Raw genomic sequence first — 23,997 nt, 5'->3', positions numbered from 1 at the left:
TTTTAAGGGTTGCAAAACCAAATGGATTGCTGATGCTTTTTAGAAATTCAGGAACAGGTTCATCAGGTCTTCCCCAATGATAGGTTCATATTTTTCATAAACCGGTGCCATCAGGTCACGGAATGCAGCCACTTCTGCATCTGTCAGTTCAATGACTTCCATTCCCTGCTCTTCCAGGAAGGCAATAGCTTCTGCTTCTTCCTGACGGTTCAGGTCGATCTGGTAAGCTGCTGCTTCTGCTGCGGCTTCACGGAAGATCTGCTGCAGTTCCGGGCTGAAGGAGTTGAATTTGTTCATGTTGATACCGATGACCAGTGGGTCATAAGAGTAGTTCCACAGGGTCACATATTCCTGTACTTCATAGAGCCGGTTGGTGGTAATGACCGGCAGTGGGTTCTCCTGACCGTCGATGGTTCCCTGCTGAAGGGCAGTAAACACTTCTGCAAAGTTCATGGCTGTTGGGTCAGCTCCCAGTGCCTGGAAAAGGTCGATGTACATTTGAATACCGGGGATACGGATTTTCATGCCGCTCATATCCGCCGGGGTTCTAACCGCACGGCGGTTGGTGGTCAACTGACGGTAACCGTTTTCACCAAAGGCCAGGGGTTCGATTCCCTTGCTGCGAACGATCTCTTTGATGGCTTCGCCCGGTTCACCCGCCATGGCCTGATCCATGTCACTGATGTTGGGAATGATCCAGGGCATGGAGACCACGCTGAACTTGGGATCCATGATGGAGTAAATGATGGTGGAGTGGAAGGACATGTCAGTCACGCCCTGCTGCACCTGCTCAATACCAACTCCCTGGTTACCACCGGAGAGCTGTTCGTTGGGGTACACTTCGATATTCACTTTGCCACCGGTGCGCTCGCTGACAATTTCAGCCATTTTCATACCGCCCATGTACCAGGAGCCCACATCGGAAGTGGTGACGCTCATGCGCAGGGTCATTTCCGGAAACTCAACCTCAGGGGCTGCTGCCGGTTCACTGCCTTCTGCTGCCGGTTCCGGAGCTGGAGCTGGAGCGGGGGTTGACTGCCCACAGGCAGTGGCAAAAAGACTCACCAACATTAGCAATGCCAATACAAGTACCAACTTCTTTTTCATTCTTTCTCCTCCTTCGTTCTCTTTTTTTGTTTATCATGACAGACCTGCCGATACGGCAGGTCTGAGCCATGCCCTTCAAGGATCATCAGCGCTTCAGTTCCTAAAACATTCCTTTGATGCCTGCCACCATTTCTGCCGTGGTGGGACGATAGGCCGCTTCCAGCGTGGGGCTGAATGGCACAGGGGTGTACTTGGCTCCCACGCGGACAATGGGGGCATCCAGCTGATCAATGGCTTCTTCTGCCACCATGGCTGAAATCTCCGCACCCACCCCGCCAATTTTCACGGCTTCGTGGGCAATCAGCAGGCGGTGGGTTTTACTCACAGAGGTTAAAATAGCTTCTCTGTCGATGGGCGAGATGGTTCGCAGATCAATGACTTCAGCATCAATGCCGTCTTTTGCCAGTATTTCTGCGGTTTCCATGGCGTTTTTCATCATAATGGAGTAGGAAACGATGGTGACATCTTTGCCTTCCTTCACCACGTTGGCCTTGCCGATGGGCACCAGAAAATCTTCATCTTCCGGCACTTCGCCACTCTGGCGGAAAAGGTCTTTGTTTTCAAAGTACAAGACCGGATTGTCGTCCCGAATAGCAGCTTTGAGAAGCCCTTTGGCATCTGCCGGGTTGGAAGGTGCCACCACTTTCAGTCCGGGAATGTGAAGAAACCATGATTCCACACTCTGGGAGTGCTGTGCTGCAGCTGAACGAACCAGCCCGTCGGGTGCCCGCAAGACCATGGGAACCGATGTCTGACCGCCAAACATGTAGCGGATTTTTGCCATTTGATTAAAGACTTCATCCATGCAGACGCCGATGAAATCGGCAAAGTGCATGTCTGCCACCGGCCGTGTTCCCGCCAGGGCTGCTCCGACGGCAGCTCCAACGATGGCTGTCTCAGAAATGGGGGTATCACGCACCCGGTCATGGCCGAACTCTTCAGGAAGTCCCTTGAACTGTCCGAAGATGCCTCCCTGTTTGGCAATATCTTCTCCCATGACAAAGACAGTGTTATCCCGTCGCATTTCTTCCTGCATGGCCTCCAGGGTGGCCTGTGAAAAGGTTATCGTTTTCATCCTGTACCCTCCTGTTATACGTATAGATCCGTATAGAGTTCTGAAACATCGGGAAAAGGACTTTCCAGCGCAAAGGTGATGGCTTCCTGTATCTCCTGTTCCACTTCATCACGGATGGTTTTCAGTTCTTCTTCTGACAACAACTGGTCCTGCACTGCTTTTTCTTCAAAACGTATAATGGGATCGTTTGCCTTGAAACGATTCATTGTTTCTTCCCGGCTGCGGTACACTTGGGGGTCTCCCACAAAGTGGCCGTCAATGCGCAGGGTTTTAGCCTCCAGCAGGGTTGGTCCCTCACCCCTGCGGGCCCGTTCCACCGCTTCCTGGGCTGCTTCGTAAACGGCAAAAACATCGTTGCCGTCAACCGTGCACCCGGGGATGTCATAGGCCACCGCTCTCACGGCAATGTCTTTCACTGCTGTCTGCTCATGGAGGGCCGTGGTGGAAGCCCATTCGTTGTTTTCACAAACGAAGATCACCGGCAGTTTCCATACTGCCGCCATGTTCAGGGCCTCATGAAAGGTGCCTCTGTTGGAGGCGCCGTCTCCAAAGAACACCACCGAGATGTTGTCTGTTCCTTTCAGCGTCTCAGCCAATCCAGCCCCTACGGCCATGTTATAGCCCCCGCCGACAATGCCGTTGGCTCCCAGCATGCCCACACTGAAGTCAGCAATGTGCATGGAGCCGCCTTTTCCTTTGCAGTAGCCGGTTTTCTTGCCAAAAAGCTCTGCCATCATGCGATCCACCTGTGCACCTTTGGCAATGGTATGTCCATGGCCGCGATGCGTGCTCTGAATGTAGTCTTTTTTGGTAAGATTGGCACATACGCCGGTGGCAATGGCTTCTTCACCAATGTAGAGGTGGACAAAACCCGGGATTTCACCTTTTTGAGAGAATTCACTGATGGATTCCTCAAAGCGGCGAATCCGTACCATGGTGCGATAAAAGTGAACTAATAATTCCTTTGAATACAAATCCGACACCTCCTGAACAGTTTTTAAACTGGTTTGTCCTGACCATCTTTATTGCAAAGGCCGTGCCAGTTTTTCCTGTCTGAAGATCTTTATCTGGCGCACAGCTGTTTTCAAGGGTTACACGAATTGTCTAATGGTGTTCCTGCTGAAGTGCGTCTTTTCCAACACAGACTATATCCATTTAATTGTCATCAAAATCGAAAAACTGCTCAACAAATGAGCAGTTTTTTTACTTGATAATCCTGTGCTTCCCAATATCGCAAGCTTTTCAGCTTGATTTGCGCATTATTTGAGCAGTGCTCATTTTTTGAGCATGCATTCCATGTTTCAACCCCTTATTCCCCTGCATTCACTGTTGATACAGCATCATATTTCTGCATTTTGTTGTAAAGTGTATTTCGACTGACATTCAGCAGCTTGGCCGTTCGTGATACATTCCCGTTGGTATAGGCAAGGGCCTTGAGGATGGTTTCTTTTTCAACATCCTCAAGAGGCCTTAGATAGAAGTTTAAATCAGGTTTCGCTTCCACAGGAGCGCTTTCACGGGTAATAAAGGCTGGCAGGTGTTCCGGCAGGATCTGTTCAGCATCACACAGGTTGACCGCTTGTTCCATCACATTTTCCAGCTCCCTCACATTTCCGGGCCAGTGATGCCCTTTGAGCATTTCATACACCCGGGTGTCGATGCCCTGAATATTTTTCTGTTCCCGGCCGGCAATTTTCTGCACAAAGAAATCTGCCAGCAGCCGCACATCGCACTCCCGCTCCCGCAGGGGTGGCAGCTGAATGCTGAGCACATTTAGACGGTAGTAGATATCCCACCGGAACAACCCCTTGGTGCAGTCGTTGTATAAGCTGCGGTTGGTCGCCGCAACAATGCGCACATCCACATCAAACACCGTATCGCCGCCCACCCTGACAATTTTCTTGTCCTGAAGCACCCGCAGCAGCTTGGCCTGGATATTGAGAGGCATATCGCCGATTTCATCCAGAAAAATGGTGCCGCCATGCGCCAGCTCAAATTTGCCGGGACGGCCGCCTTTCACGCCGCCGGTAAAGGCACCGGCAGCATAACCAAAAAGTTCGCTTTCAATCAACTCTTTGGGGATGGCAGCGCAGTTGATGGCCACAAAGGGTCCTTCACTCCGCTGGCTTTCCCGGTGAATGGCATGGGCAAAAAGCTCCTTGCCCGTACCGCTTTCTCCCTGTATCAACACACTGGAAAGACTTTGGGCCGCCACCTTTGATTTTTGGATGCACTCCCGCAATGCCTGGCTGTTTCCCAGGATATCGCCAAAACTGAAAGTGGCCTGAGCCCCCACCATGGAGTTAATCATTTTTTTTATCTGTTTAATCTCTTTGAAAATGTCAATCACACCCACCAATTCACCCTGTTCATCCTTAATGGGCATGGCCGTCTTCAGGAGATGCATTTTTTTCCCTTTCAGGTTTTCAAGCACATATTCCCTGTCGGTATACCCTTTCCCCGTTTCCAGCACTTCAAGAATGATGGGTTTAAAGGGCACCAGATCTCCCACGTGCTTGCCAATGCAGGTATGCTGATCAAGGGCCAGCAGTTCCGCCCCTTTTCGGTTAATGTATGTAAGTTTGCCATACTGGTCGATGGTGAGGAAGCCATCGGACATGTTCTCCACGATGGCACTTTGGTATTTCAACTGTTCTTTCAGTTTGATGGCCTTGTCCATGTTCTTAATCTGATTTTCAATGCCTTTGGCAGATGCAATCACCATGCCCAGTGCATTGGGGTTTTCCTGGCGGGTGTTTTCCGTGAGGCACAATACCCCCTGGAGCATGCCGTCGGCATCCACGATGGGCGCCGCATAGCAGGACCAGCTTTGATGCACTGACATGGGGTGGTCTTCACCACACAGCTTTGCAGGCATGCCGGTGTTGATGGCTTCAGAGATGGCTGTTTTGCCCACCCCTTCCTTCATCCAGCAGGTACCTTCCAAAAATCGCATTTCATCATTGCAAAGCTGCATCAGCGTTTGTCCGCCGGCAACCTTCAGAATATTGGCCTTTTCATCTGTCAGGACAATCACAAAATTCTTTTCCGGCATAAACGAAAAAATATAGTCCATGAAAATCTGGGCATTTTGAATCAGCTCTTTCTTATCTTCCAGCAGGTGTTGAAAGGCTTTTTGATCGATTCTGATCCGACTCAGTTGATCATCCCGTATTTGTTCATCTGACATGCGTTCCCCTCCGTTACCTGTATTGCAACAGCTCTTCGCTGCAACCGTTTTCAGCTGTGCTCCCCAACCGGGCTGTCGTTTCTGATTTGTGTCTTATTCTACCACATTCCACCAAAAATGAAAGAAAAAAAGACCGGCAGTGATCTGCCGGCCCAAAAAGGGAGTGACTGAAATAACGAAATGATCGATGTTGGTTAACCTTCCAGCGTTTCGTCTCCCGGATTCCAGTTAACAGGGCATAATCCGCCGGTTTTCAATGCCTGGAGCACCCGGAGGGTTTCTTCCACGCTGCGGCCTACGTTCAGGTCATGGACCACACTGTAGCGGACCACACCTTCAGGGTCGATAATGAAAAGACCGCGAAGGGCAATGCCGTCTTCTTCCACCAGCACGCCATAATCCTTCGCCACCTTCTGTGTCATATCAGAAGCCAGGGGGAACTGGAGCTTTCCAAGACCGCCCTTATCATGAGCCTGATGAATCCAGGCTTTATGGGAATGTTCACTGTCTGTGCTGACGCCCAGCACTTCGGCATTGGCTTTGGCGAAGTCTTCAATCCGGCTGTTAATTCCGGTGATTTCAGTGGGGCAAACGAATGTAAAATCAAGGGGATAGAAGAACATGACCAGCCATTTACCCTTATAGTCATCCAGTGTTACCTTTCCAAACCGTTCCCCTTCACCATCCACATATTTCATTTCAAAGTAAGGGGCTTTGTTGCCAACAAGACGCTCTGCCATTTTTTCAACCTCCTGATGTGTTTGAATGAGTTTTTCTTTTTAATTTATATCCTGTCATAAACTATTTAAACATAAATAGTAATTAATTTCAATACATATTTGTAATTATTTTAATAATTGGTCAAAGTATTACCGGCTCCCTTTTGGAGAGCCGGTTGACTGAAGATATTGCCTGATGTGATCTGTTATTTTTTCGGTTTGCGGGGAGGTGCGTTGTGAATGGCTTCGCCTTTGGTGGCCAGCACCGCCTCCAGCACACTTTCTGCCAGGGTGGGATGGGCGTGAATGGTATTGGCCACATCTTCCAGGGTCATGTCGTGGGCCAGGGCCAGCGCCAGTTCATGGATCAGGTCTGAGGCATGAGGGCCCATAATATGAGCTCCCAGCAGCCGATGGTCATCTTCCCGGGCCAGTATTTTAACAAATCCGTCAGTTTCACCCATGGCAAGGGCTTTGCCATTGGCGCCAAAGAGGAACTTGCCTGAAATGTAGGGAATGCCCGCTTCTTTCAGTTCTTCTTCTGTTTTGCCCACACCTGCCAGCTGGGGATCCATGAAGACACAGTCCGGCACCACATCCAGCCGAATTTCAGGTGTGTGTCCCATGATTCTTTCCACCGCGGCAATTCCCTGGTGAGAGGCCACATGGGCCAGCATCATACCCCCCAGAGCATCTCCGATGGCGTAAATGCCAGGCACATTGGTTTCAAAGTTGTCGTTCACCCGGATACCTTTGGCGTCGTGGGCCACTCCCGCCGCTTCAAGACCAAGACGGTCCACCATGGGCTCCCGGCCAGGGGCCATCAATAGCACATCGGCCGTAACGGTGTCTGTGTCACCTGTTTTCTTGTTGCGCACTTCCACTGTCAATACCTCATTTTCACGTGTCACACCGGTGACCCGGCAGTCCTGAAGCAGGTTCAGCCCTTGTTTTTTCAGGTATGGCTGTACCCGTTTCACCATTTCGCCATCCATGCGTTTCAACAGCGTGGAAGAAATGACCGTTACTTCAGAGCCGAAGGCCTGGAAAATGGCTGCCAGCTCAATGCCAATGACACCGCTGCCGGCCACTGCCAGCCGCTTGGGTACGTGCTCGATATTCAACAGGTCATCACTGGTGATGACGCCTGGCAGATCGGCCCCTTCCACCGGCAAAATAGAGGGCTTGGAGCCTGCCGCCAGCAGAATGTGTGCTGCTTCCAGAATCTGGGTGCTGCCGTCTTCCATGGCGACTGCGATTGTTTGATCTGCCTGCAGGGTTGCCCAGCCTTTGATGATCTCCACTTTGTAGGCTTTCAGCAACCGTTCAATCCCTGACACCAGCTGGGTCACCACTGACTGCTTTCGTTCCTGAATGGTATCGAAATCGATGGTAAACCCTTCCAGCTGAATGCCGAAATGGGCCATTTCCTTTAATTCATTTATCTTTTTGGCATTGGTATACAGTGCCTTGGTGGAGATGCATCCCCGGTTCAGGCAGGTACCACCGATGTCTCTTCCTTCAATAAGAGTTACCTGAGCGCCCAGCTGCGCCGCACGAATGGCCGCCACATAACCACCGGGACCTGCTCCGATAATCACCAATTCTTTCTTCATTCAAATTGCCTCCCTTAAAGTGGTGCACGCCGCCTTGTTTTTTCTTATGCCCCTCCCAGCAGTACCAGGTACAGGGGAATCACCACCAGACTGGCGATGGTGGTCGCCGAGGCGCCCAGGGCTGCAAACTGATCATCGGCCCCATAAGCCCGGGACACGATCACCGCCTGAGTCATCACCGGCATGGCCGACTGGATTACAAAGACATTGCGCATAATGGCGGGCACCGGTATCAATTGCAACAACAGATATACCATCAGTGGTGAGATCAGATACCGCCCCATCAGTACCAGCACCAGTGCCTTGTTCAGCCTCATTTGGCTGAGAGGCAGCGAAACCAGTACGATTCCCACAAAAAACAGGGAAAGAGGGGTGGTGATCCGGCCTACAGTGGTGGCCGTATCTAAAACAACCCGGGGCAGGGGAATGTTCAGCAGGATCAGCAGCGCAGCGAATAAAAAAGCCACAAAGGGAGGTGTAAACACCTTTCGCAGCGCCTGCAGTGAAAATCCGCCTTCTTCCCGGGCATCACGCCGGATGCCGTACACTCCCACAGTCCAGAACATGATGGTATTGGCCACAAAGTAAATCAGTACATAGGGAATGCTCACGTCTCCAAAGAGAGCCACATTCACCGGCAATCCCACAAAAATGGTATTGGACATGGCAAACATGCAGGAAAAAACACCCTGCTGATTTTGAGGAATCCGAAACAGCTTTGCTGTCAGTTTGGCGCAACCGTAAGACAAGAGCATGCCCGCCAGGGGAATCAGAAATCCCATTCCCATGACCAGGAGCTGTTCCCGGTCGAAAAAGTTCATCATGTTGGCCACCATCATGGCCGGCAGGGTGATGTTCATCACCAGCCGGGAAAACATGGCGGAAGTATGCTCGTCAAACCACTCTCTTTTAGTGAGCACATACCCGATGGCAATCATGATCATGATACTAAGGACACTCTGAATTGCATTAAGAAAAATCATAGTGGTCGCTCCTTCAGCCGGCTTAATCTTCATTAGGCTTATTCATTGTTATGCATGATTATAACCGACCCAAAGCGCCCCGTCAAAACTTTTTCCTGCCATCATAACCGGTTTTCTCAACCGTCAATCGTAAAAAGAGTGCCGGAGAATCTCCGGCAATCTTTCACTTCAACCCTTTGTCAGTTGTTGATGACGCTACTGCGGCCCCTCCGGCATGGCGCATTTCAGCACCGGCTGCCGGGCCGCCTTGACTTCATCCAACCTGCGCACCGGTGTTACGTGAGGTGCTGATTTCAGCAGTTCAGGATTTTCGTCGGCTTCTTTGGAGATGGCTGCCATGGCTTCAATAAAGGCATCCAGCGTTTCCAGGCTTTCTGTCTCAGTGGGCTCGATCATGAGGGCTTCCGGCACAATCAGAGGGAAATAGACTGTGGGTGGATGGAACCCGTAATCCAGCAGACGCTTGGCAACATCCATGGTATTGACTTCCAGCTCTTTCTTGCCCAGTCCTGCCAGCACAAATTCATGCTTGCACACCCGGTCGATGGGGAGACGGTAGTAGTTCTTCAGGTGATGCATCAGGTAGTTGGCGTTCAGCACCGCCATCTGACTGACTTTTTTCAGCCCTTCCGCTCCCATGGTTTTCATGTAGGTATAGGCCCGCACATTGATGCCGAAGTTGCCATAGAAAGCGCGAATACGGCCGATGCTTTGGGGCCGGTCTTCATCCAGATAGTAGGTATCGCCTTTTTTCTCAATCATGGGCGCCGGCAGGAAGGGTACCAGGTGTTTCTTCACACCCACGGGACCACTGCCGGGACCGCCGCCGCCGTGGGGGGTGGTCATGGTTTTATGAAGGTTCAGATGCACCACATCGAAGCCCATGTCGCCGGGACGGGAAATTCCCAGAATGGCATTGGCATTGGCACCGTCATAGTACAGCAGTCCCCCGGCTTCATGAACCAGCCGGGCCACTTCCTGAATGTTTTCTTCATAGAGTCCCAGGGTACTGGGATTGGTCAGCATCAGGCCTGCCACTTCGTCACTCAGGGCAGCCTTCAGGCTTTCAATGTCAACGTTGCCGCTTTTGTCGGACTTGATTTCCACCACATCGAAACCCACCACCTGAGCGCTGGAAGGATTGGTGCCATGGGCTGAATCCGGCACAATGATTTTGGTTCGTTTGTGGTCATCACGGCTTTCATGATAAGCCTTCATGATCATCAGACCGGTCATTTCGCCGTGGGCACCGGCTGCCGGTTGAAGGGTTACCCGCTCCATTCCGGTGATTTCCGCCAGCATTTCATCCAGTTCATACATCAGCTGAAGGGCTCCCTGAACCGTTTCTTCCGGCTGATAAGGGTGCAGATTGGCAAAGCCAGCCAGCGCCGCCATGTCTTCATTGATTTTGGGATTGTATTTCATGGTGCAGGAACCCAGGGGGTAGAAGCCTTTGTCGATGGCGAAGTTCTTTTGGGAGAGGTTGACAAAATGGCGAATCACATCCACTTCACTCACCTCAGGCAATGCGGGTTCATCCTGCCGCAGCATGCCGGCGGGAATTCCCTTCTCCACCTCCATGTCTTTCAGTTCATCTGGCGGCAGCCGGTATCCGGTTCTGCCGGGTTTTGTAATGTCGCACAGTAATTTGGTGTATTCTTTCATGCTTTTGCCACCTCCAGACCTTTCACCAGCCGCTGGATGTCATCCAGGGTGCGTTTTTCTGTCACGCAGAAAAGCAGGCTGTTGGATTGATCCTGATAATGTTTCCCCAGTTCATACCCGCCCAGAATTCCCTCTTTCAAAAGGGCTTCGTTAACAGCTGCCGGTGATGTGGGCACCTGTACTGCAAATTCTTTGAAGAAAGGTTTGTCAAAGGTTCTTTTAAAGCCTGTCACCTTCTCAATTTCCGTCAGGGCATGATGGGCTTTTTTGTAAGATTGGCGCGCCACTTCCTGAATGCCTTTTTTACCCAGCACCGACATATACACCAACGCTGCCAGGGCGTTCAGCGCCTGGTTGGAGCAGATGTTGGAGGTGGCCTTTTCACGGCGGATGTGCTGCTCCCGGGTCTGCAGGGTTAACACATAGCCCGTTTTGCCTTCAATATCGGTGGTTTGGCCGGCAATGCGGCCGGGCATCTTGCGCATCAGTTTGGTGGTGGCGGCCATGAATCCCAGGTAGGGGCCGCCGTAGCTCATGGGATTCCCCATGGCATGGCCTTCACCCACCACAATGTCGGCACCCAGGTCGCCCGGTGCTTTCAGAATGCCCAGGGAAATGGGATCCACATTCATAATGAGCAGACCCTTGACTTCGTGAATCATTTTTTCGACTTCTTCCACTTCTTCGATAATCCCAAAGAAGTTGGGTGTCTGAAGAATGACACCGGCTGTTTCTTTGCTGATCATGGTCTTGAGCTTTTCAAGATCGGTGACACCTGCTGCTGCGGGCACCGTTTCCACTTTCAGTCCATTGAAATGAGCATAGGTGTTCAGTACCTGGCGGGTTTCCGGATGCACGGTCTCTGAAATAAGAATCTCCTTGCGCCGGGTGGCATCTCCCGCCATTGCTGCCGCCTCTGCCGTGGCTGTGGAGCCGTCATACATGGAGGCATTGGAAAGATCCATCCCGGTGAGGTTGGCAATCATGGTCTGAAATTCAAAGATGGCCTGCAGGGTTCCCTGGCTGATTTCAGCCTGGTAAGGGGTGTAGGCGGTGTAGAATTCCGACCGGCCGGTGATGTGTTTCACCACCGTGGGAATGTAATGGTCATAGGCACCGGCTCCCAGAAAGCTTAAAAGCTCGCCTGTGGGCTTGTTTTTGTTTGCCAGGCCATTCATCAGCCGCTGGACTTCCAGCTCTGACTTCGGTGCCTCCAAGTTCAGCTCCCGGCCAAGACGCACTTCTTTGGGGATGTCGGCAAACAGTTCTTCCAGCTCTTTCATCCCCAGCGTATCCAGCATGTATTTCACATCTTCTTCGGTGTGGGGAATATATGGAAACATATTATGCCTCCTCTTCACAGAAACGCTCATAATCAGCGGGTGTCATCAGTTCATCCAGCTGGCTTTTGTTGGTGATTTTAAATTTCAGGAACCAGTTTTCCAGCGGTGACTGATTGATCTGACCCGGGTCATCTTCCAGTTCAGTGTTGATTTCAGTCACAACGCCGTCCAGGGGCATGTACATGTCTGCAGCAGCCTTTACAGATTCCACCACTCCGAAGGAATCGCCGGCGCTGTACTCTTCATCCACTTCCGGCAGTTCCACAAACACAATGTCTCCCAGCGCTTTTGATGCGAACTCTGTCAGTCCCACATAGGCTTCCTCTCCCTGTACATCCACCCACTCGTGCTCATTGGTAAACAGCAGGTCTTTCATCACTCTCATGTTCAGTCCTCCTCATTTTCATGTTTTTGGGGTTTTCTTTGGTAGTGCCTGATGTTGATTGATGTTGATGATTATTGATAGAACCTGGGAGTTATCCCCGGGCCTTGGTTCTCTTCCGATAGAGGGGCAGTTTCACGATTTTTGCCTTCACCTGTTTGTTTCGAATCTGAACTTCCAGCGTTTCGGCACCTGCCACTTTTTGCCTGTCCACCAGGGCCTGTCCCACGTTTTTATTCAGTGTGGGAGATAAATAACCCGTGGTGACAAAGCCGATTTTTTCACCATTAAGCAGCACCTCATAGTCACTGCGGGCAATGCCCCTTTCAATGAGTTCGAAGCCCACCAGCTTTCGGGGCGGCCCTTGCTCCTTCTGTTGAGCCAGCACTTCCCGGCCGATGAAATCCTCTTTTTTCAGGGAGACAAAGTATCCCAGTCCCGCTTCAAGCGGGGTGATGCTGTCGGAGATTTCATGCCCGTACAGGGGTAACCCGGCTTCAAAGCGCAGGGTGTCACGGCACCCCAAGCCAGCCGGTTTGACTCCTTTGGATGCACCGGCCTCCATAATGGCCACCCATACTTTCTCCAGTTCATTCCAGGGGGTGTATACCTCAAACCCGTCCTCACCGGTATACCCGGTGCGGGAAACCAGGCACTGCACGCCTGCAATGGCCACGTGATCCCTGAAATGAAAGAAGCCGATTTCTGAAAGGTCGGTATCTGTCAGCAACTGTAAAACTTCCTCTGCCAGAGGCCCCTGAAGGGCCAGTTCACCTGTCTCCGAAGACTGGTTGGTGAGACTCACCTGGTATCCGGCTGCCTGCTCCTGCATCCAGGCCACATCTTTATCCACATTGCCGGCGTTGATCACCAGCAGGTACCGGTCAGACTCATACCGGTACACCAGCAGATCATCCACCACGGTTCCGTTGGGGTAACACATCATGGTGTAGAGAATCTCGCCATTGACCATGGCTGAAAAATCATTGGTCAGCAGCTTTTGCAAATATGCCAGTGCCTCCGGTCCTTCCACCAGTACCTCGCCCATGTGTGACACATCAAACATGCCGGCCTGCTCACGGACGGCATTGTGCTCAGCAACGAGCCCCTCATACTGTACCGGCATTTCCCAGCCGGCATAGACCACCATTTTACCGCCATTGGCTGCGTGCCAGTCCGTCAACGGTGTCTTTCTTGATTCTTCCATAACGCGCCTCCTCTCTATTTCCTACCATACCCCGTAAATCACTGCCTCATTCATGTGAATCATTAAACAGACAACCCTCAAATCGGCATGAAAAAAGGACACACAAACCCATCACTTGGTGATGGTGTCAGCATGTCCTCTGTTATCAGGCCTGAGAGTTTCTGAGAAAACGGTGTTCGGCATCATTCGCCACTGTTTTCACCTTGCCCCTTCGGCGTTCCCCGGGGAACTTTCCAGAGTCCCGTCCAGCCACGATCCTGTTGCCTGAAAGATTCTATACCAGGGGTCCAGTCCGGTATATTGCTTCTTCGGCTCTCCTTGTCATTCAGAGATCTCCCGTGACCTTCATTCGGTTATGTGATGCATTTTTCCCCTTTATTGTACTCTAATTTTCAGAATTTGACAACATTTGTTAAAAAGACCACAATCTTATGATGAAGGCCGTCGTTTTCCGGAAGTTATTCATTGCTCCTTGCCGGCCGGTTCCAGTGATGCCATTCCTGACAGCGCAGCCCCGATGGCCCCTGTATATTGTGCCAAATGTGATTGATGAACCGGTACTCCCAGTTTCTCCTGGATGACTTTTTTCAGGTAGCCGATTTCTGCCAGGCCTCCCGAAAAAAACACGTCTTCCACCACACCCACCCGTTGGGCCTGGGTGCAGATTTTACTGGCGACAGAGGTGAGCAGCCCTGCGGCGATGCTGGCTTTGGAGGCTCCAGATGCTAAAAGCCCCACCACCTCTGATTCGGCAAAAACCGTACACATGTTGTTCAGTTGTACGGGTTTTGCTTCTGCTGCCAGTTCTTCCAGCTGGCTGACATCCACTTCCATCTGGGTGGCCATCACCTGTAAAAACCGGCCTGTGCCGGCCGCACACTTATCATTCATGATGAAGTCCACCACCTGCCCCCGGTCACCCAGGCGAACCACTTTACTGTCCTGCCCGCCGATGTCAAGGACCGTTCTCACGGCTGCATTGATATGGTAAGCTCCCCGGGCATGGCAGGTAATTTCTGTGATTTTTCGATGGGCCTCCTCCATTGTCTGACGCCCATAGCCAGTGGCCACAATTTGCTGGACCTCCCCCGGGCAAACCTGATGCCGTGCCAGCAGGTCAGCAAGGACGCGTCGGCCAGTCTCCCTGGGGCTCCAGCCGGTGGGCAGGCGATGGGTGCCTGTCACAATGCCATCTGTCATGAGAACGCCTTTTGTGACAGTGGAGCCAATATCGATTCCAACGGCGTACATGCCAACCCCTTCTTTCTGAAATGTTTTCTTCATTAGTTCCTGTCTTGTGGCACTTCTTTTAAGTGTGCCTGATCGCTTAAGTGTGCCTGATCGCTGCTGTTAGGCCTTCGTATCAATGGTTTCAAGGAATGCGTCAATACGCAGCTTCAACTGGCCTGCGTCTGATTCTGAATAATCGGTTTCAATTTGAATGAAAGGGAGACCCAGCTCTTCACGCACAAAATCCCGGACAAAGAATGACTCGATATTGTAGGTGTGACAAGCCTGCCAGGTGAGGTCCAACACCCCGTCAACCTGATACTCCGCTGCCATACGGGCAATCAGATCCAGTCGTCCCTGGTTATCATACATACATGAACAGGGGGTGCTCAGGTATTTTTCGGCGAGGGCTTGCAGCGGCTCTTTGGTTTCGTCCACCAACACATCCAAACCTTTGTAGCCGGTACAGTTTTCCAGTGCAACCACACGGCCGCCACCTTCTTCAATGAGACGAATCACCTTGTCAGAACCAATACCCACCGGCACGCCTGTCAAGAGAATACGCGGGCCTTCCTGTCCCATGGCTGTTTTAAGCGCATCCATATTTTCTTCCACTTCACGAATCAGCTGCTCCACCATTTCAATGCCGTCTTCTTTGTCGACATTAAACCCTTTGATCCACTGGGCTTTCATCATGTCCATGCCTGTCAGCGGCGCTGGTTTGTGAGCATTCAACTGATGAAGCCGCTTCATGGCTTCTCTTTCCCGGTTCACCAGTTTAATGGCTTCCTTCAGTTTGTCTTCGGTAATGTCCACCTTGAGCGTATCTTCCAGGTAGCTTTTAAAGCGCACCATCTCATTTTTCCAGAGGGCCAGGTTTTCTTCTCCATCGGCAGTCTGGGGAAGGTTCATTAAATGCATGGGTTTTAATTTTCCCATGAGCTCGTACATTTTTTTCTTACCATCACAGGTGGTTTCTGCCAGCAAAATATCCGAGAAATAGAAGTACGGGCATTTATCGGTGATGGCAAATCCGTAGCTTGACTTGATCAGGGGACAGAGGTTGCGGGGAAGCTCTTTTTCAGCCGCCTCTACAGGGTCATTGCTGGTACCGCACAGGCTGACAGGGATCGCCCCTGCCGCCAGGGCAATTTCCTGGGGCGAAAACACACAGTACATCCCCACTATCTTGCGCCCTGCTTCGCTGGCTTCCTTGATTTTAACTGAATTGATGCCCCGCAGTTCTTCGATTTTTTCCATCATGGCCGGTCTGTTCATTGATTCATCTCTCCTTCCAAATTTTCCTCTTATGGATTGTATCCATTTCTCATGGAAATGGTGCCAGATTCCGCTCTACTGACGGCTCACCTCATCCAACCGCTGGAGAATCTCTTTGAAATGCGCCCCAAATTTATCGCACCAGCGATTTCTGGGATAAGGGAGATCAATGGCGTAGTCAGCCACAATTTCTCCGGGATGAGGGCTCATTAGAATGACTCTCGTGGCCAGAAAAACCGCTTCTTCCACACTGTGGGTGACAAACACAATGGTCCGTTTATCGGCCACCCAGTAATCAATCAAATCCTGCTGCATTTGATAACGGGTGTAGGCATCAAGGGCTCCAAAGGGTTCGTCCATGTAAAGAATTTTGGGAGAGACAGCCAACGCCCTGGCGATGGCCGCACGTTGCTTCATGCCACCCGACAGTTCATAGGGAAGGCATTGAGAAAAATCTTGGAGCCCAAATCGCTGCAAAAGTGCCATGGCTTGCTTTTTCTGTTCCGCCCGCTTCACTTGCCGCAATTCCAGCCCAAAGGTCACGTTATCAAGAACAGTTCTCCATGGCATCAGGGAATACTCCTGAAAAACCATGGCCGCGTCACTTCTGGGGCCACGAACCGGTTCGCCAAGAACGCGCACCTGCCCCTCCGTCGGTTCAATCAACCCTTCCATCAACCGCAGCAGTGTTGATTTGCCTGACCCGCTCGGCCCAACCAGGCAGACAAACTCCTGATGATCAATTTCCAGCTGAATATCATTGACTGCCAATACCCGCTGTCCTTTTTCCGTATGAAAGACCTTTGATACACGCTGCACTTCAATCATTTACCGAGCCTCCCAACGTCACAAACACACTATTTTTCAAGCTTTTGCCAGCGAAACCAGCGATCCTCAATTTTGCAAAACAGGAAATCCATCAACCCGCCCACAAGGCCAATACAAATCATGCCGGCAATGACAATATCTGTGCGGGCGAGGGTATAGGCGTGTGTAATCAGATATCCGATTCCCGCCAGACTTCCCGGCAGCATTTCCGCAGATACCAGACACATCCAGGCAACCCCAAGTCCCACGCGTAGTCCCGTCACCATTGAAGGAAGCGCCCCAGGCAACAAAACCTTCATCATAATTTCACGTCTGGTTGCTCCCAGGGTTTTTGCTGAATCCACAAGGGTCTGTTTTACATTTTTCACACCATAGATGCTGTTGGTCAAAATTGGAAAAAAAGCTCCGATAAAGATGATAAATATCATTGATAGTTTAATATTGTGCAACAGCGAATAGTACTGACCGCCTCTGATTCCCATCATGGTGGCCAGGCTGCTGACACCAAACCAGGCCAGCACCAGGGGAACCCAGGCCAGGGGAGCAATTGGGCGAAAAAGACTCAGGAAGGGCATCACCAGTCGGTCAAGTCTTTTCGAATATCCGATGAAAACGCCCAGCGGAATGGCAATCATCGCCGCTGTCAGGTACCCCAGTGCAACCCGGAGCAGGCTGATCCAGGTGTTGCGAATCAGCGAACCGATGCTGACCAGTTCAGCTGTCGGTTCTGCTAATATGGACAATACCGCACTGACTGTGGGCAGTACCATCCGGTTATCCATTTTAACGGCCGCCAGTTGCCATATGATTAAAAAGAAAACCGGCAGTATCACCGGTGTCATCCATTTGGTCCATTTAAATTGTTTGTTCATGGGTATCTCCCTGTGTGTTTTCTGTCTGATGCCACAATAATTGTGTCTCGACGCATCGTTTACCGCTAATGCCTGTCTACTGTCCCATAATTGAATGGATAAAGCTGAAATCAAAGATTTCATCATGGGTTTCCACATACGATTTATCTGCAAACTGCTCATTCAAACCATCACTTTCATGCAGCACATCATACACCAGTCCCAGGTTTGTCACCCATGTTTCGCTGGGGTTGGTGGTGTATTTTATCTCAGACATTCTGGCGGCTTCCAGTGACACCCCTGTAAAATCTGAGGTAATTTGGGCAGCCTCCTCCGGATGATTGGCTGCATAGTCTGCCGCCACTGTCAGCAGTCTGGTAAATGCTTCCACCGCTTCGCCGTGATTCTCAATGGCCGCTTGTGTCGCCCCGGCCACACAGCAGGGGAAATCATGCCATTTTCCTGCAGGCGGCATTTCCCGAAGATCCAGCACCATTTTTCCAACGCCTTCTGTCACGGCCAGCTCAGGATAAGGCGACGGCCCCACCCAGGCTTCCACTTGCTGACTGGTCAATGCCGGCAGCAAATTATTGGTACCCTTGAGATCCACCAGTAAAATATCCGCTGTCACATCATCAGGATTTTTGGTGTAGCTGAGTCCGGCATCATCAAGTGCCGCAGCAAAAAGAATCACTGGCGCACTGGTTGGCGAATGGTATCCCACCATGACAGGTGCATCAGATTCACGGGTCATGGAAGCAAAGGCTTCCCAGTTGTCAACGTCAGCATCCTGGGCCATCACAAGACCAATCCCCTCAGTGTGTACCGGACACAACATTTTCAGCTCTGCGCCTTTATCCACCGCCGCGATAAAGGCGGCACTGGAAGCCAGCGCCAGATCCACATGTCCCTGGGTCATCATGGTCATGGTTTCAGAACCATTTTTATTGACAATCAAATCAATATTGGCAATGGGTTCATCGCCTTGCATCAGTACGTATTGCTCCCGTTCAATCACTGTTTTCAGCCAGGTTCCGTCTGCTTCAAAGGCTTCTGCCCTGCTGGCCGCCACCATCAGTGGTGTTTGGTGATTGGTGAAAACATACGCCACTTTCAGATCCGGAATTTCGGTATTATCTGCTTCAGTACTTCCTGAACAGCCCACCATCAGCGTCAGTACCAGTAGCAGCAGTACCAGCCTGATGTTTTTTTCTTTTAATCTGAATAACATGGTGTTCCCCCTCTGAATGTTGGTTATTTATTTAACGTGCCACCAGTTATTATACTGTCACTTGAAACGCCGCGTCCAATCAATTAGCTCAATGCTTTTTTCATTTTTCATTGGCTTTTTCTATCTGTAGCGGCTATTCTTAATTAATGCTTAAAAATGCCCATCCTCGGTTACAAGGATGAGCACGATAAACATTATTTGTATGTTTTGTCAATGATGATTGCTCCCCTTTATCTGGGTTCCGGTTCCCTATTGCTCCTGTCCATAGTGGCGTTACCGGTCAACGAAAATCACAGGTGGTCTGATATATACAATCCCGCCCGCCGCCACTCGATCTAACTCATTCTCTGATAGTTCTCTTTCCAGGTCTTCGCCTTCTTTAGTGAATGTAGCCTCCATGATTACATGCTTCACTTTAATTGCATCTTGCGGACTTACATCTACGCCTCTTTCTTTGAACAGGGCCTGCAGTTCCTCTGGCGCTTCAATGGTCAATAGTTGCCGAATCAACGCATTATCAAACTCAAATCTTATCTCTGGCACTGTTGTTTCTTCAGGCATGATTATCCTCCTTTTTTATTAGTAGCAGTTTTACTGCTTACTTTCTTATTCCCTACTCAGTTTTCGATGAAGCAAAATGATTGACTTTCGTCGCTATAGCGGCGACTTTTATCGACACAAGCGCCATTTAAATATCAAAAGAAGAGCGGACTTATCACCCGCTCTTATCCTGTCTTTCATCATTCACTTCTGATCTGTCGCCGAATTCTCACTTCAACTGCAGCTTGCAGGCTTTGATCACCTGTTTTGCCAAAACAGCCGTGGTCACCGAACCCACGCCGCCGGGTACAGGTGTGTACGCCTCAGCCATTTCTTCCGCAGCAGCGGCGGCCACATCACCAGTCAAATTACCGGCATCATCCACGTTGATGCCCACATCTGCCACCACGGCACCTTTTTTGATGTGAGTTGCTGTCACAAATTCTGAACGCCCAATGGCAGCCACCAGTAGATCTGCTTCAGATGTCACTTTTTCCAGGTCTTGAGTGCGGGAATGGGCAATGGTCACCGTGGCATTTTCTGCCAGCAGCAGCAGGGCCACGGGCTTACCCACCACCATGGAACGCCCCAGTACCACTGCCCGTTTGCCGGACAGTGCCACTTCATAGTGCTTCAGAATTTCCATCACTGCCATGGGGGTGCAGGGGGCAAAAGCCGCGGGGTCTCCCGTCAGCAGCTTGCCGGCGTTCACCGGGTGAAAACCGTCCACGTCTTTTTCCGGTGCAATGCGGTACTGCACTTCCTCTTCTTTCAGATGTTTGGGCAGTGGCCGGAAGATCAGAATGCCATGAACTGCCGGATCCTGATTATGTGTATCCAGCAGGTTGAAAAAATCAGCCTGGCTGATGCTTTCCGGCACCACCTCGCTGTTCACCTTAACGCCCACCGACTCGCAGCGTTTGATAATGGCTCGTTCGTATGCCATATCATCCGGCTTTTCGCCAGCCCGAATCAGCGTCAGGGCAGGTTGAACCCCTTTGGGTTTCAGATAATCCACTTCTTCCCGAATGGCGGCGGACAGGGCATCTGCCACCGGTTTTCCCTTCAAGCGTGTTGCCATGGTCATCCTCCTTTTTTCATCCTCCGGTTCATTTGCATTTTCCTGTTCATGGTTAAAAAGCGGAGACTGGTGTCTCCGCTTTACATTTTCATTTCCGATTGCTTAGAACAAGCCTGAAATTTTGCCGGTTTCATCCACATCGATATGCTCTGCAGAAGGTACCTTTGGCAGTCCGGGCATGGTCATGATATCGCCTGTCAGGGCTACCAGGAATCCGGCACCGGCAGATACTTTTATGGAGCGCACGGTGACTGTGAAGCCTTCCGGCCGGCCGATGAGGGTGGGTTCATCTGACAGGGAGTACTGGGTTTTGGCCATGCAGATGGGCAGGTTTCCGAAGCCCAGTTTCTCCAGTTTTTTAATTTCCTTTTCAGCAGCACCTGAGAAGGCAACGTCTTTGGCACCATAAACGCGGGTGGCAATGGCTTCGATTTTTTTCATGATGGGCTGGTCCACTTCGTAGGCATAGCTGAAGTTGCTGCCATCATTTTCTTCCATGAGGCGGAGGAGTTCTTTGGCTACTTCTTCCCCGCCTTCGCCGCCTTTTGCCCACACTTCAGAAAGGGCCACGTTGACGCCGGCAGCATTGCAGGCTTCCCGCACCATTGCCAGCTCAGCTTCTGTATCAAGGGGGAACCGGTTAATGGCTACCACGGCAGGCAGACCAAAGACCTGGGTGATGTTTTCCACGTGCTTCATCAGATTAGGCAGGCCTTTTTGAAGCGCTTCCAGATTTTCTTCGTTCAGGTCGGCCTTTGCCACGCCGCCGTGGGATTTCAGGGCACGAACGGTGGCCACGATGATGACAGCGTCTGGCTTGATATTGGCCATGCGGCACTTGATATCAATGAATTTTTCAGCTCCCAGGTCGGCTCCGAAACCGGCTTCTGTCACCACGTAATCGGCAAAATGCATAGCGGTACGGGTGGCCATCAGAGAGTTGCAGCCGTGGGCGATGTTGGCGAAGGGGCCGCCATGAATGAAGGCGGGAGTGCCTTCCAGGGTTTGTACCAGGTTGGGTTTGATGGCGTCTTTCAGCAGGGCTGTCAGGGCTCCTGCGGCTTTCAGGTCGCCGGCAGTGATGGGTCTGTCATCACGGGTATAACCAATGACCATACGGCTGATGCGCTCTTTCAGGTCTGTGAGGGTGGAGGCCAGGCAGAAGGCTGCCATGACTTCAGAAGCAACGGTGATGTCGAAGCCGTCTTCACGGGGCACGCCGTTTCCTTTGCCGCCCATGCCGTTGACCATGCTTCGCAGCTGCCGGTCGTTCATATCCATGGCCCGTTTCCAGGTGATTTTACGGTTGTCAATGCCCAGGGCATTGCCTTGCTGAATGTGGTTGTCGATCATGGCAGCCAGCAGGTTATTGGCTGTACCAATGGCATGAAGATCACCGGTGAAATGAAGGTTGATGTCTTCCATTGGAATCACCTGAGCGTATCCGCCGCCGGCGGCACCGCCCTTAACTCCGAAAACAGGGCCCAGTGAGGGTTCTCTCAGTGCGACGATGGTGTTTTTGCCCAGTCGTGCCAAGGCATCAGCCACCCCAATGGTGGTGGTGGTTTTACCTTCACCTGCCGGTGTGGGGTTGATGGCAGTGGTTAAAATCAACTTGGCGCTTTTTTCGTTGGTTTCACCCTGCAGAAAATCAGTGTGCACCTTGGCTTTGTACTTTCCGTATAAGTCAATCTGGTCTTCCGTCAACCCCAGTTTACCCGCAATTTCCCGGATATCCTTTGGCACTGCTTCCTGGGCAATCTGAATGTCGCTTTTCATCATACATCCTCCTTTTTTGTAAACGTTTTACAATGATCCGCATGCCTGCGGTTATTGGTGAAAATGGCTGAAGAAGCTTTTTTATAATATTCAGAACACCAATTCAATCATTAGCATAGTATACCCGTTGTCCCTTGTCAATTGTCAAAATGCCACAAGCTAAACTTTTAAAATTCGACACTTTTGCCAAAGAAAAAGCACAATCCATTCCGGACATCAGGCGGGAACAAGAGCGTCCCGCGTTTTTCGCCAGCCGACGTCTCATGTTTCCCGATCTTAATCGTTGTGCTTTTTTGACAGAAGCATGCTTTTGTCGGCCAAAGTGATCCTATCACCTCTCCGTCGCAAAATCGTCGACAGGTGTCCATTCTCTATACTCCCGTTCCAACATGGACAACACGTGCATGGAAAGAAAATCATCGCCTTTTTTCTTACATTCCCGCAGGGTTCCCTCAAAAACAAATCCCTCCGATTCGTAGAGCCGGCGGGCCCGGGGGTTGAAATCAAACACATCCAACCACAACCGGTGGCATTTGTAGGTTTCAAAGCAAAGCTGCTTAATCAGTCGAACGGTTTGACGTCCATAACCTCTGCCTTTTTCTGCAATGGTAATTCGATCGAAGGAAATCACCTGATGCTCACTGGCCAATCCCGAGAGAATGACATACCCAACGGGGCAGTCATCTTCCACCCGCATGATCATGAAATGTTTTTCATCCTCTGAGGCGATGCCGGCCAGGTGACGTTCTCGTGGCCAGTTATACACGTACTCCCGGTTATCCGGGTGCTGCTCTGTTGCAATGACCCAGTCAAGGTCTTCTGGCGCTGTTTGTCTGAGGCGGATATGTTGATTTTCCACCACTGCTTGTGTCATAAATTTTTTCGCTCCTTCCCTTCCCGTGCATCACATGTCAACCATCCATCATGCATACTTCAGGCAGCCGGCCGTTTCCACCGACTCCAAAGCGCCTGATTGGGCTGTACCATCACCACTGACGAAAACACCATTATAATTCCCAGAAGCTTCATGCCTCCCAGGCGGTCACCCAGCAGCAGCGCTGCCGCACCTACGGCCACAATGATTTCAAGGGTGGTGAGGATCCCTGCCCTGGAGGCCTCAATACCGTGGGAAAAGGCGCGGATATAAAGCCCATACCCCATGGCTGTGGGAAGCAAACCCTGAAGAAACAATCCCAGCCAGACCACCGGTTCCGGATTGACGGCAAACACCCCCAGGGGGTCAGACAAAGGAATGGCAAAGAGCGCCCCGAATCCAAAAAAGTAAAGTCCCAGGGTCCAGCGGTTGTACCGGCGGGTGAGGTGTTTCACCGCCACCGTGTTAACGGCAAAAGTGAAGCCTGCCAGTAATCCCATCATAACACCGTATCGGTTGATTTCAAGAAGATCCAGCCGCCCCTCTGTCACGGTGACCACCGTGCCGACAGTGCAGAGAACCAGGGCCGTCAGCTTCAGGGGGGTCAGCAGTTCTTTGAACAGCAGCCGGGACATGAGAATGACAAATGCAGGAGAAGTATACAGCAGAATGGTGGCCGTGGCCACGCCGGTGTATTCGATGGCGTTGAAAATAAAGACATTATAACATGCCTGGCCGTAAAATCCCATAAACATGGTGATGAGCAGTCCCCGGCGGCTGATGACCATAAGACCCGGCTGCCGGAAGATCATCCAGACGGCTGTGATGAGAAAGGCGAAGGCCAGCTTCCAAAAGACGATGTGGCTGGCTGCCAGTCCTCTGTCATACAAAAACTGGGCATTGACTCCCATGGTGCCCCACAACACACTGGCAGCCGCCACCATCAGATACCCTTTATTTTCTTCAGACAGCATCATTGTTCATCCCCGTTCCCAGAGAAGGGTACTCCCCGGAAAGA

21 protein-coding genes and 2 riboswitches are annotated in these 23,997 nt (G+C 51.2%); all 21 genes read right to left on the bottom strand.

Going from position 1 to position 23,997, the window contains the following annotated elements; genetic code table 11:
- Positions 1-39 precede the first annotated feature (39 nt).
- The 21 genes from QOL74_RS11415 to QOL74_RS11315 all read right to left on the bottom strand — a co-directional run bounded on the left by QOL74_RS11415 (position 40) and on the right by QOL74_RS11315 (position 23,953).
- On the bottom strand, positions 40-1,107 hold the full coding sequence (locus QOL74_RS11415; RefSeq protein ID WP_283409609.1) for a DctP family TRAP transporter solute-binding subunit: 1,068 nt from the start codon (positions 1,105-1,107) through the stop codon (positions 40-42).
- A gap of 100 nt (positions 1,108-1,207) precedes the next feature.
- Positions 1,208-2,182: an alpha-ketoacid dehydrogenase subunit beta gene (locus tag QOL74_RS11410; protein ID WP_283409608.1), complete on the bottom strand. Its 975-nt coding sequence runs from the start codon at positions 2,180-2,182 to the stop codon at positions 1,208-1,210.
- Positions 2,183-2,196: 14 nt separating this feature from the next.
- Entirely contained in the window at positions 2,197-3,117 is a 921-nt protein-coding gene (locus tag QOL74_RS11405; RefSeq protein ID WP_283409658.1) for a thiamine pyrophosphate-dependent dehydrogenase E1 component subunit alpha, read from the bottom strand.
- A gap of 374 nt (positions 3,118-3,491) precedes the next feature.
- Positions 3,492-5,372 carry a sigma-54 interaction domain-containing protein gene (locus tag QOL74_RS11400; RefSeq protein WP_283409607.1) on the bottom strand — a complete coding sequence of 627 codons (1,881 nt, stop codon included), beginning with the start codon at positions 5,370-5,372 and terminating at the stop codon, positions 3,492-3,494.
- Positions 5,373-5,566: 194 nt separating this feature from the next.
- Positions 5,567-6,112: a peroxiredoxin gene (locus tag QOL74_RS11395; RefSeq protein WP_283409606.1), complete on the bottom strand. Its 546-nt coding sequence runs from the start codon at positions 6,110-6,112 to the stop codon at positions 5,567-5,569.
- A gap of 185 nt (positions 6,113-6,297) precedes the next feature.
- Positions 6,298-7,707, bottom strand: coding sequence for a dihydrolipoyl dehydrogenase (gene lpdA, locus QOL74_RS11390; protein ID WP_283409605.1), 1,410 nt, complete (start codon positions 7,705-7,707; stop codon positions 6,298-6,300).
- A gap of 44 nt (positions 7,708-7,751) precedes the next feature.
- Entirely contained in the window at positions 7,752-8,690 is a 939-nt protein-coding gene (locus QOL74_RS11385) for an AEC family transporter (RefSeq protein ID WP_283409604.1), read from the bottom strand.
- Positions 8,691-8,885: 195 nt separating this feature from the next.
- Positions 8,886-10,355: an aminomethyl-transferring glycine dehydrogenase subunit GcvPB gene (gene gcvPB / locus QOL74_RS11380; protein WP_283409603.1), complete on the bottom strand. Its 1,470-nt coding sequence runs from the start codon at positions 10,353-10,355 to the stop codon at positions 8,886-8,888.
- Positions 10,352-11,698 (bottom strand): aminomethyl-transferring glycine dehydrogenase subunit GcvPA, encoded by a 1,347-nt coding sequence (gene gcvPA, locus QOL74_RS11375; RefSeq protein WP_283409602.1) that lies wholly within the window; start codon positions 11,696-11,698, stop codon positions 10,352-10,354. Before gcvPA ends, gcvPB begins: the two co-directional genes overlap by 4 nt.
- A 1-nt stretch (position 11,699) precedes the next feature.
- Positions 11,700-12,083: a glycine cleavage system protein GcvH gene (gene gcvH / locus QOL74_RS11370; RefSeq protein ID WP_283409601.1), complete on the bottom strand. Its 384-nt coding sequence runs from the start codon at positions 12,081-12,083 to the stop codon at positions 11,700-11,702.
- A 91-nt stretch (positions 12,084-12,174) separates the two neighbouring features.
- A complete protein-coding gene (gcvT, locus tag QOL74_RS11365) occupies positions 12,175-13,287 on the bottom strand; it encodes a glycine cleavage system aminomethyltransferase GcvT (protein WP_283409600.1) in 1,113 nt (370 codons plus the stop codon).
- 137 nt (positions 13,288-13,424) lie between these two features.
- Positions 13,425-13,526: riboswitch (glycine riboswitch) on the bottom strand.
- Between the two features lie 3 nt (positions 13,527-13,529).
- Positions 13,530-13,636, bottom strand: a riboswitch (glycine riboswitch).
- 113 nt (positions 13,637-13,749) lie between these two features.
- Positions 13,750-14,571 (bottom strand): acyl-CoA dehydratase activase, encoded by an 822-nt coding sequence (locus tag QOL74_RS11360; protein WP_283409599.1) that lies wholly within the window; start codon positions 14,569-14,571, stop codon positions 13,750-13,752.
- A 66-nt stretch (positions 14,572-14,637) separates the two neighbouring features.
- Entirely contained in the window at positions 14,638-15,795 is a 1,158-nt protein-coding gene (locus QOL74_RS11355; RefSeq protein ID WP_283409598.1) for a double-cubane-cluster-containing anaerobic reductase, read from the bottom strand.
- 75 nt (positions 15,796-15,870) lie between these two features.
- Positions 15,871-16,623 carry an ABC transporter ATP-binding protein gene (locus QOL74_RS11350; protein ID WP_283409597.1) on the bottom strand — a complete coding sequence of 251 codons (753 nt, stop codon included), beginning with the start codon at positions 16,621-16,623 and terminating at the stop codon, positions 15,871-15,873.
- 29 nt (positions 16,624-16,652) lie between these two features.
- Entirely contained in the window at positions 16,653-17,495 is an 843-nt protein-coding gene (locus QOL74_RS11345) for an ABC transporter permease (protein ID WP_283409596.1), read from the bottom strand.
- A gap of 76 nt (positions 17,496-17,571) precedes the next feature.
- Positions 17,572-18,705 carry an ABC transporter substrate-binding protein gene (locus QOL74_RS11340; RefSeq protein ID WP_283409595.1) on the bottom strand — a complete coding sequence of 378 codons (1,134 nt, stop codon included), beginning with the start codon at positions 18,703-18,705 and terminating at the stop codon, positions 17,572-17,574.
- A gap of 273 nt (positions 18,706-18,978) precedes the next feature.
- The gene (locus tag QOL74_RS11335; protein WP_283409594.1) at positions 18,979-19,266 is read right to left on the bottom strand and encodes a hypothetical protein; all 288 of its coding nucleotides are present in this window, start codon (positions 19,264-19,266) and stop codon (positions 18,979-18,981) included.
- 208 nt (positions 19,267-19,474) lie between these two features.
- A complete protein-coding gene (locus QOL74_RS11330; RefSeq protein WP_283409593.1) occupies positions 19,475-20,326 on the bottom strand; it encodes a bifunctional 5,10-methylenetetrahydrofolate dehydrogenase/5,10-methenyltetrahydrofolate cyclohydrolase in 852 nt (283 codons plus the stop codon).
- A gap of 102 nt (positions 20,327-20,428) precedes the next feature.
- Positions 20,429-22,105, bottom strand: coding sequence for a formate--tetrahydrofolate ligase (locus QOL74_RS11325; RefSeq protein WP_283409592.1), 1,677 nt, complete (start codon positions 22,103-22,105; stop codon positions 20,429-20,431).
- A 331-nt stretch (positions 22,106-22,436) separates the two neighbouring features.
- Complete coding sequence (locus tag QOL74_RS11320; RefSeq protein ID WP_283409591.1) at positions 22,437-22,979, bottom strand: GNAT family N-acetyltransferase; 543 nt, start codon at positions 22,977-22,979, stop codon at positions 22,437-22,439.
- A 59-nt stretch (positions 22,980-23,038) separates the two neighbouring features.
- Positions 23,039-23,953 carry a DMT family transporter gene (locus tag QOL74_RS11315; protein WP_283409590.1) on the bottom strand — a complete coding sequence of 305 codons (915 nt, stop codon included), beginning with the start codon at positions 23,951-23,953 and terminating at the stop codon, positions 23,039-23,041.
- Positions 23,954-23,997 lie beyond the last annotated feature (44 nt).

This window comes from Anoxynatronum buryatiense (assembly GCF_900182905.1).
Taxonomy (GTDB): Bacteria; Bacillota; Clostridia; order Peptostreptococcales; family Tindalliaceae; genus Anoxynatronum; species Anoxynatronum buryatiense.
The sequence above is the reverse complement of the archived record's forward strand: the minus strand, read 5'-3'. Positions and strand labels throughout refer to the sequence as shown.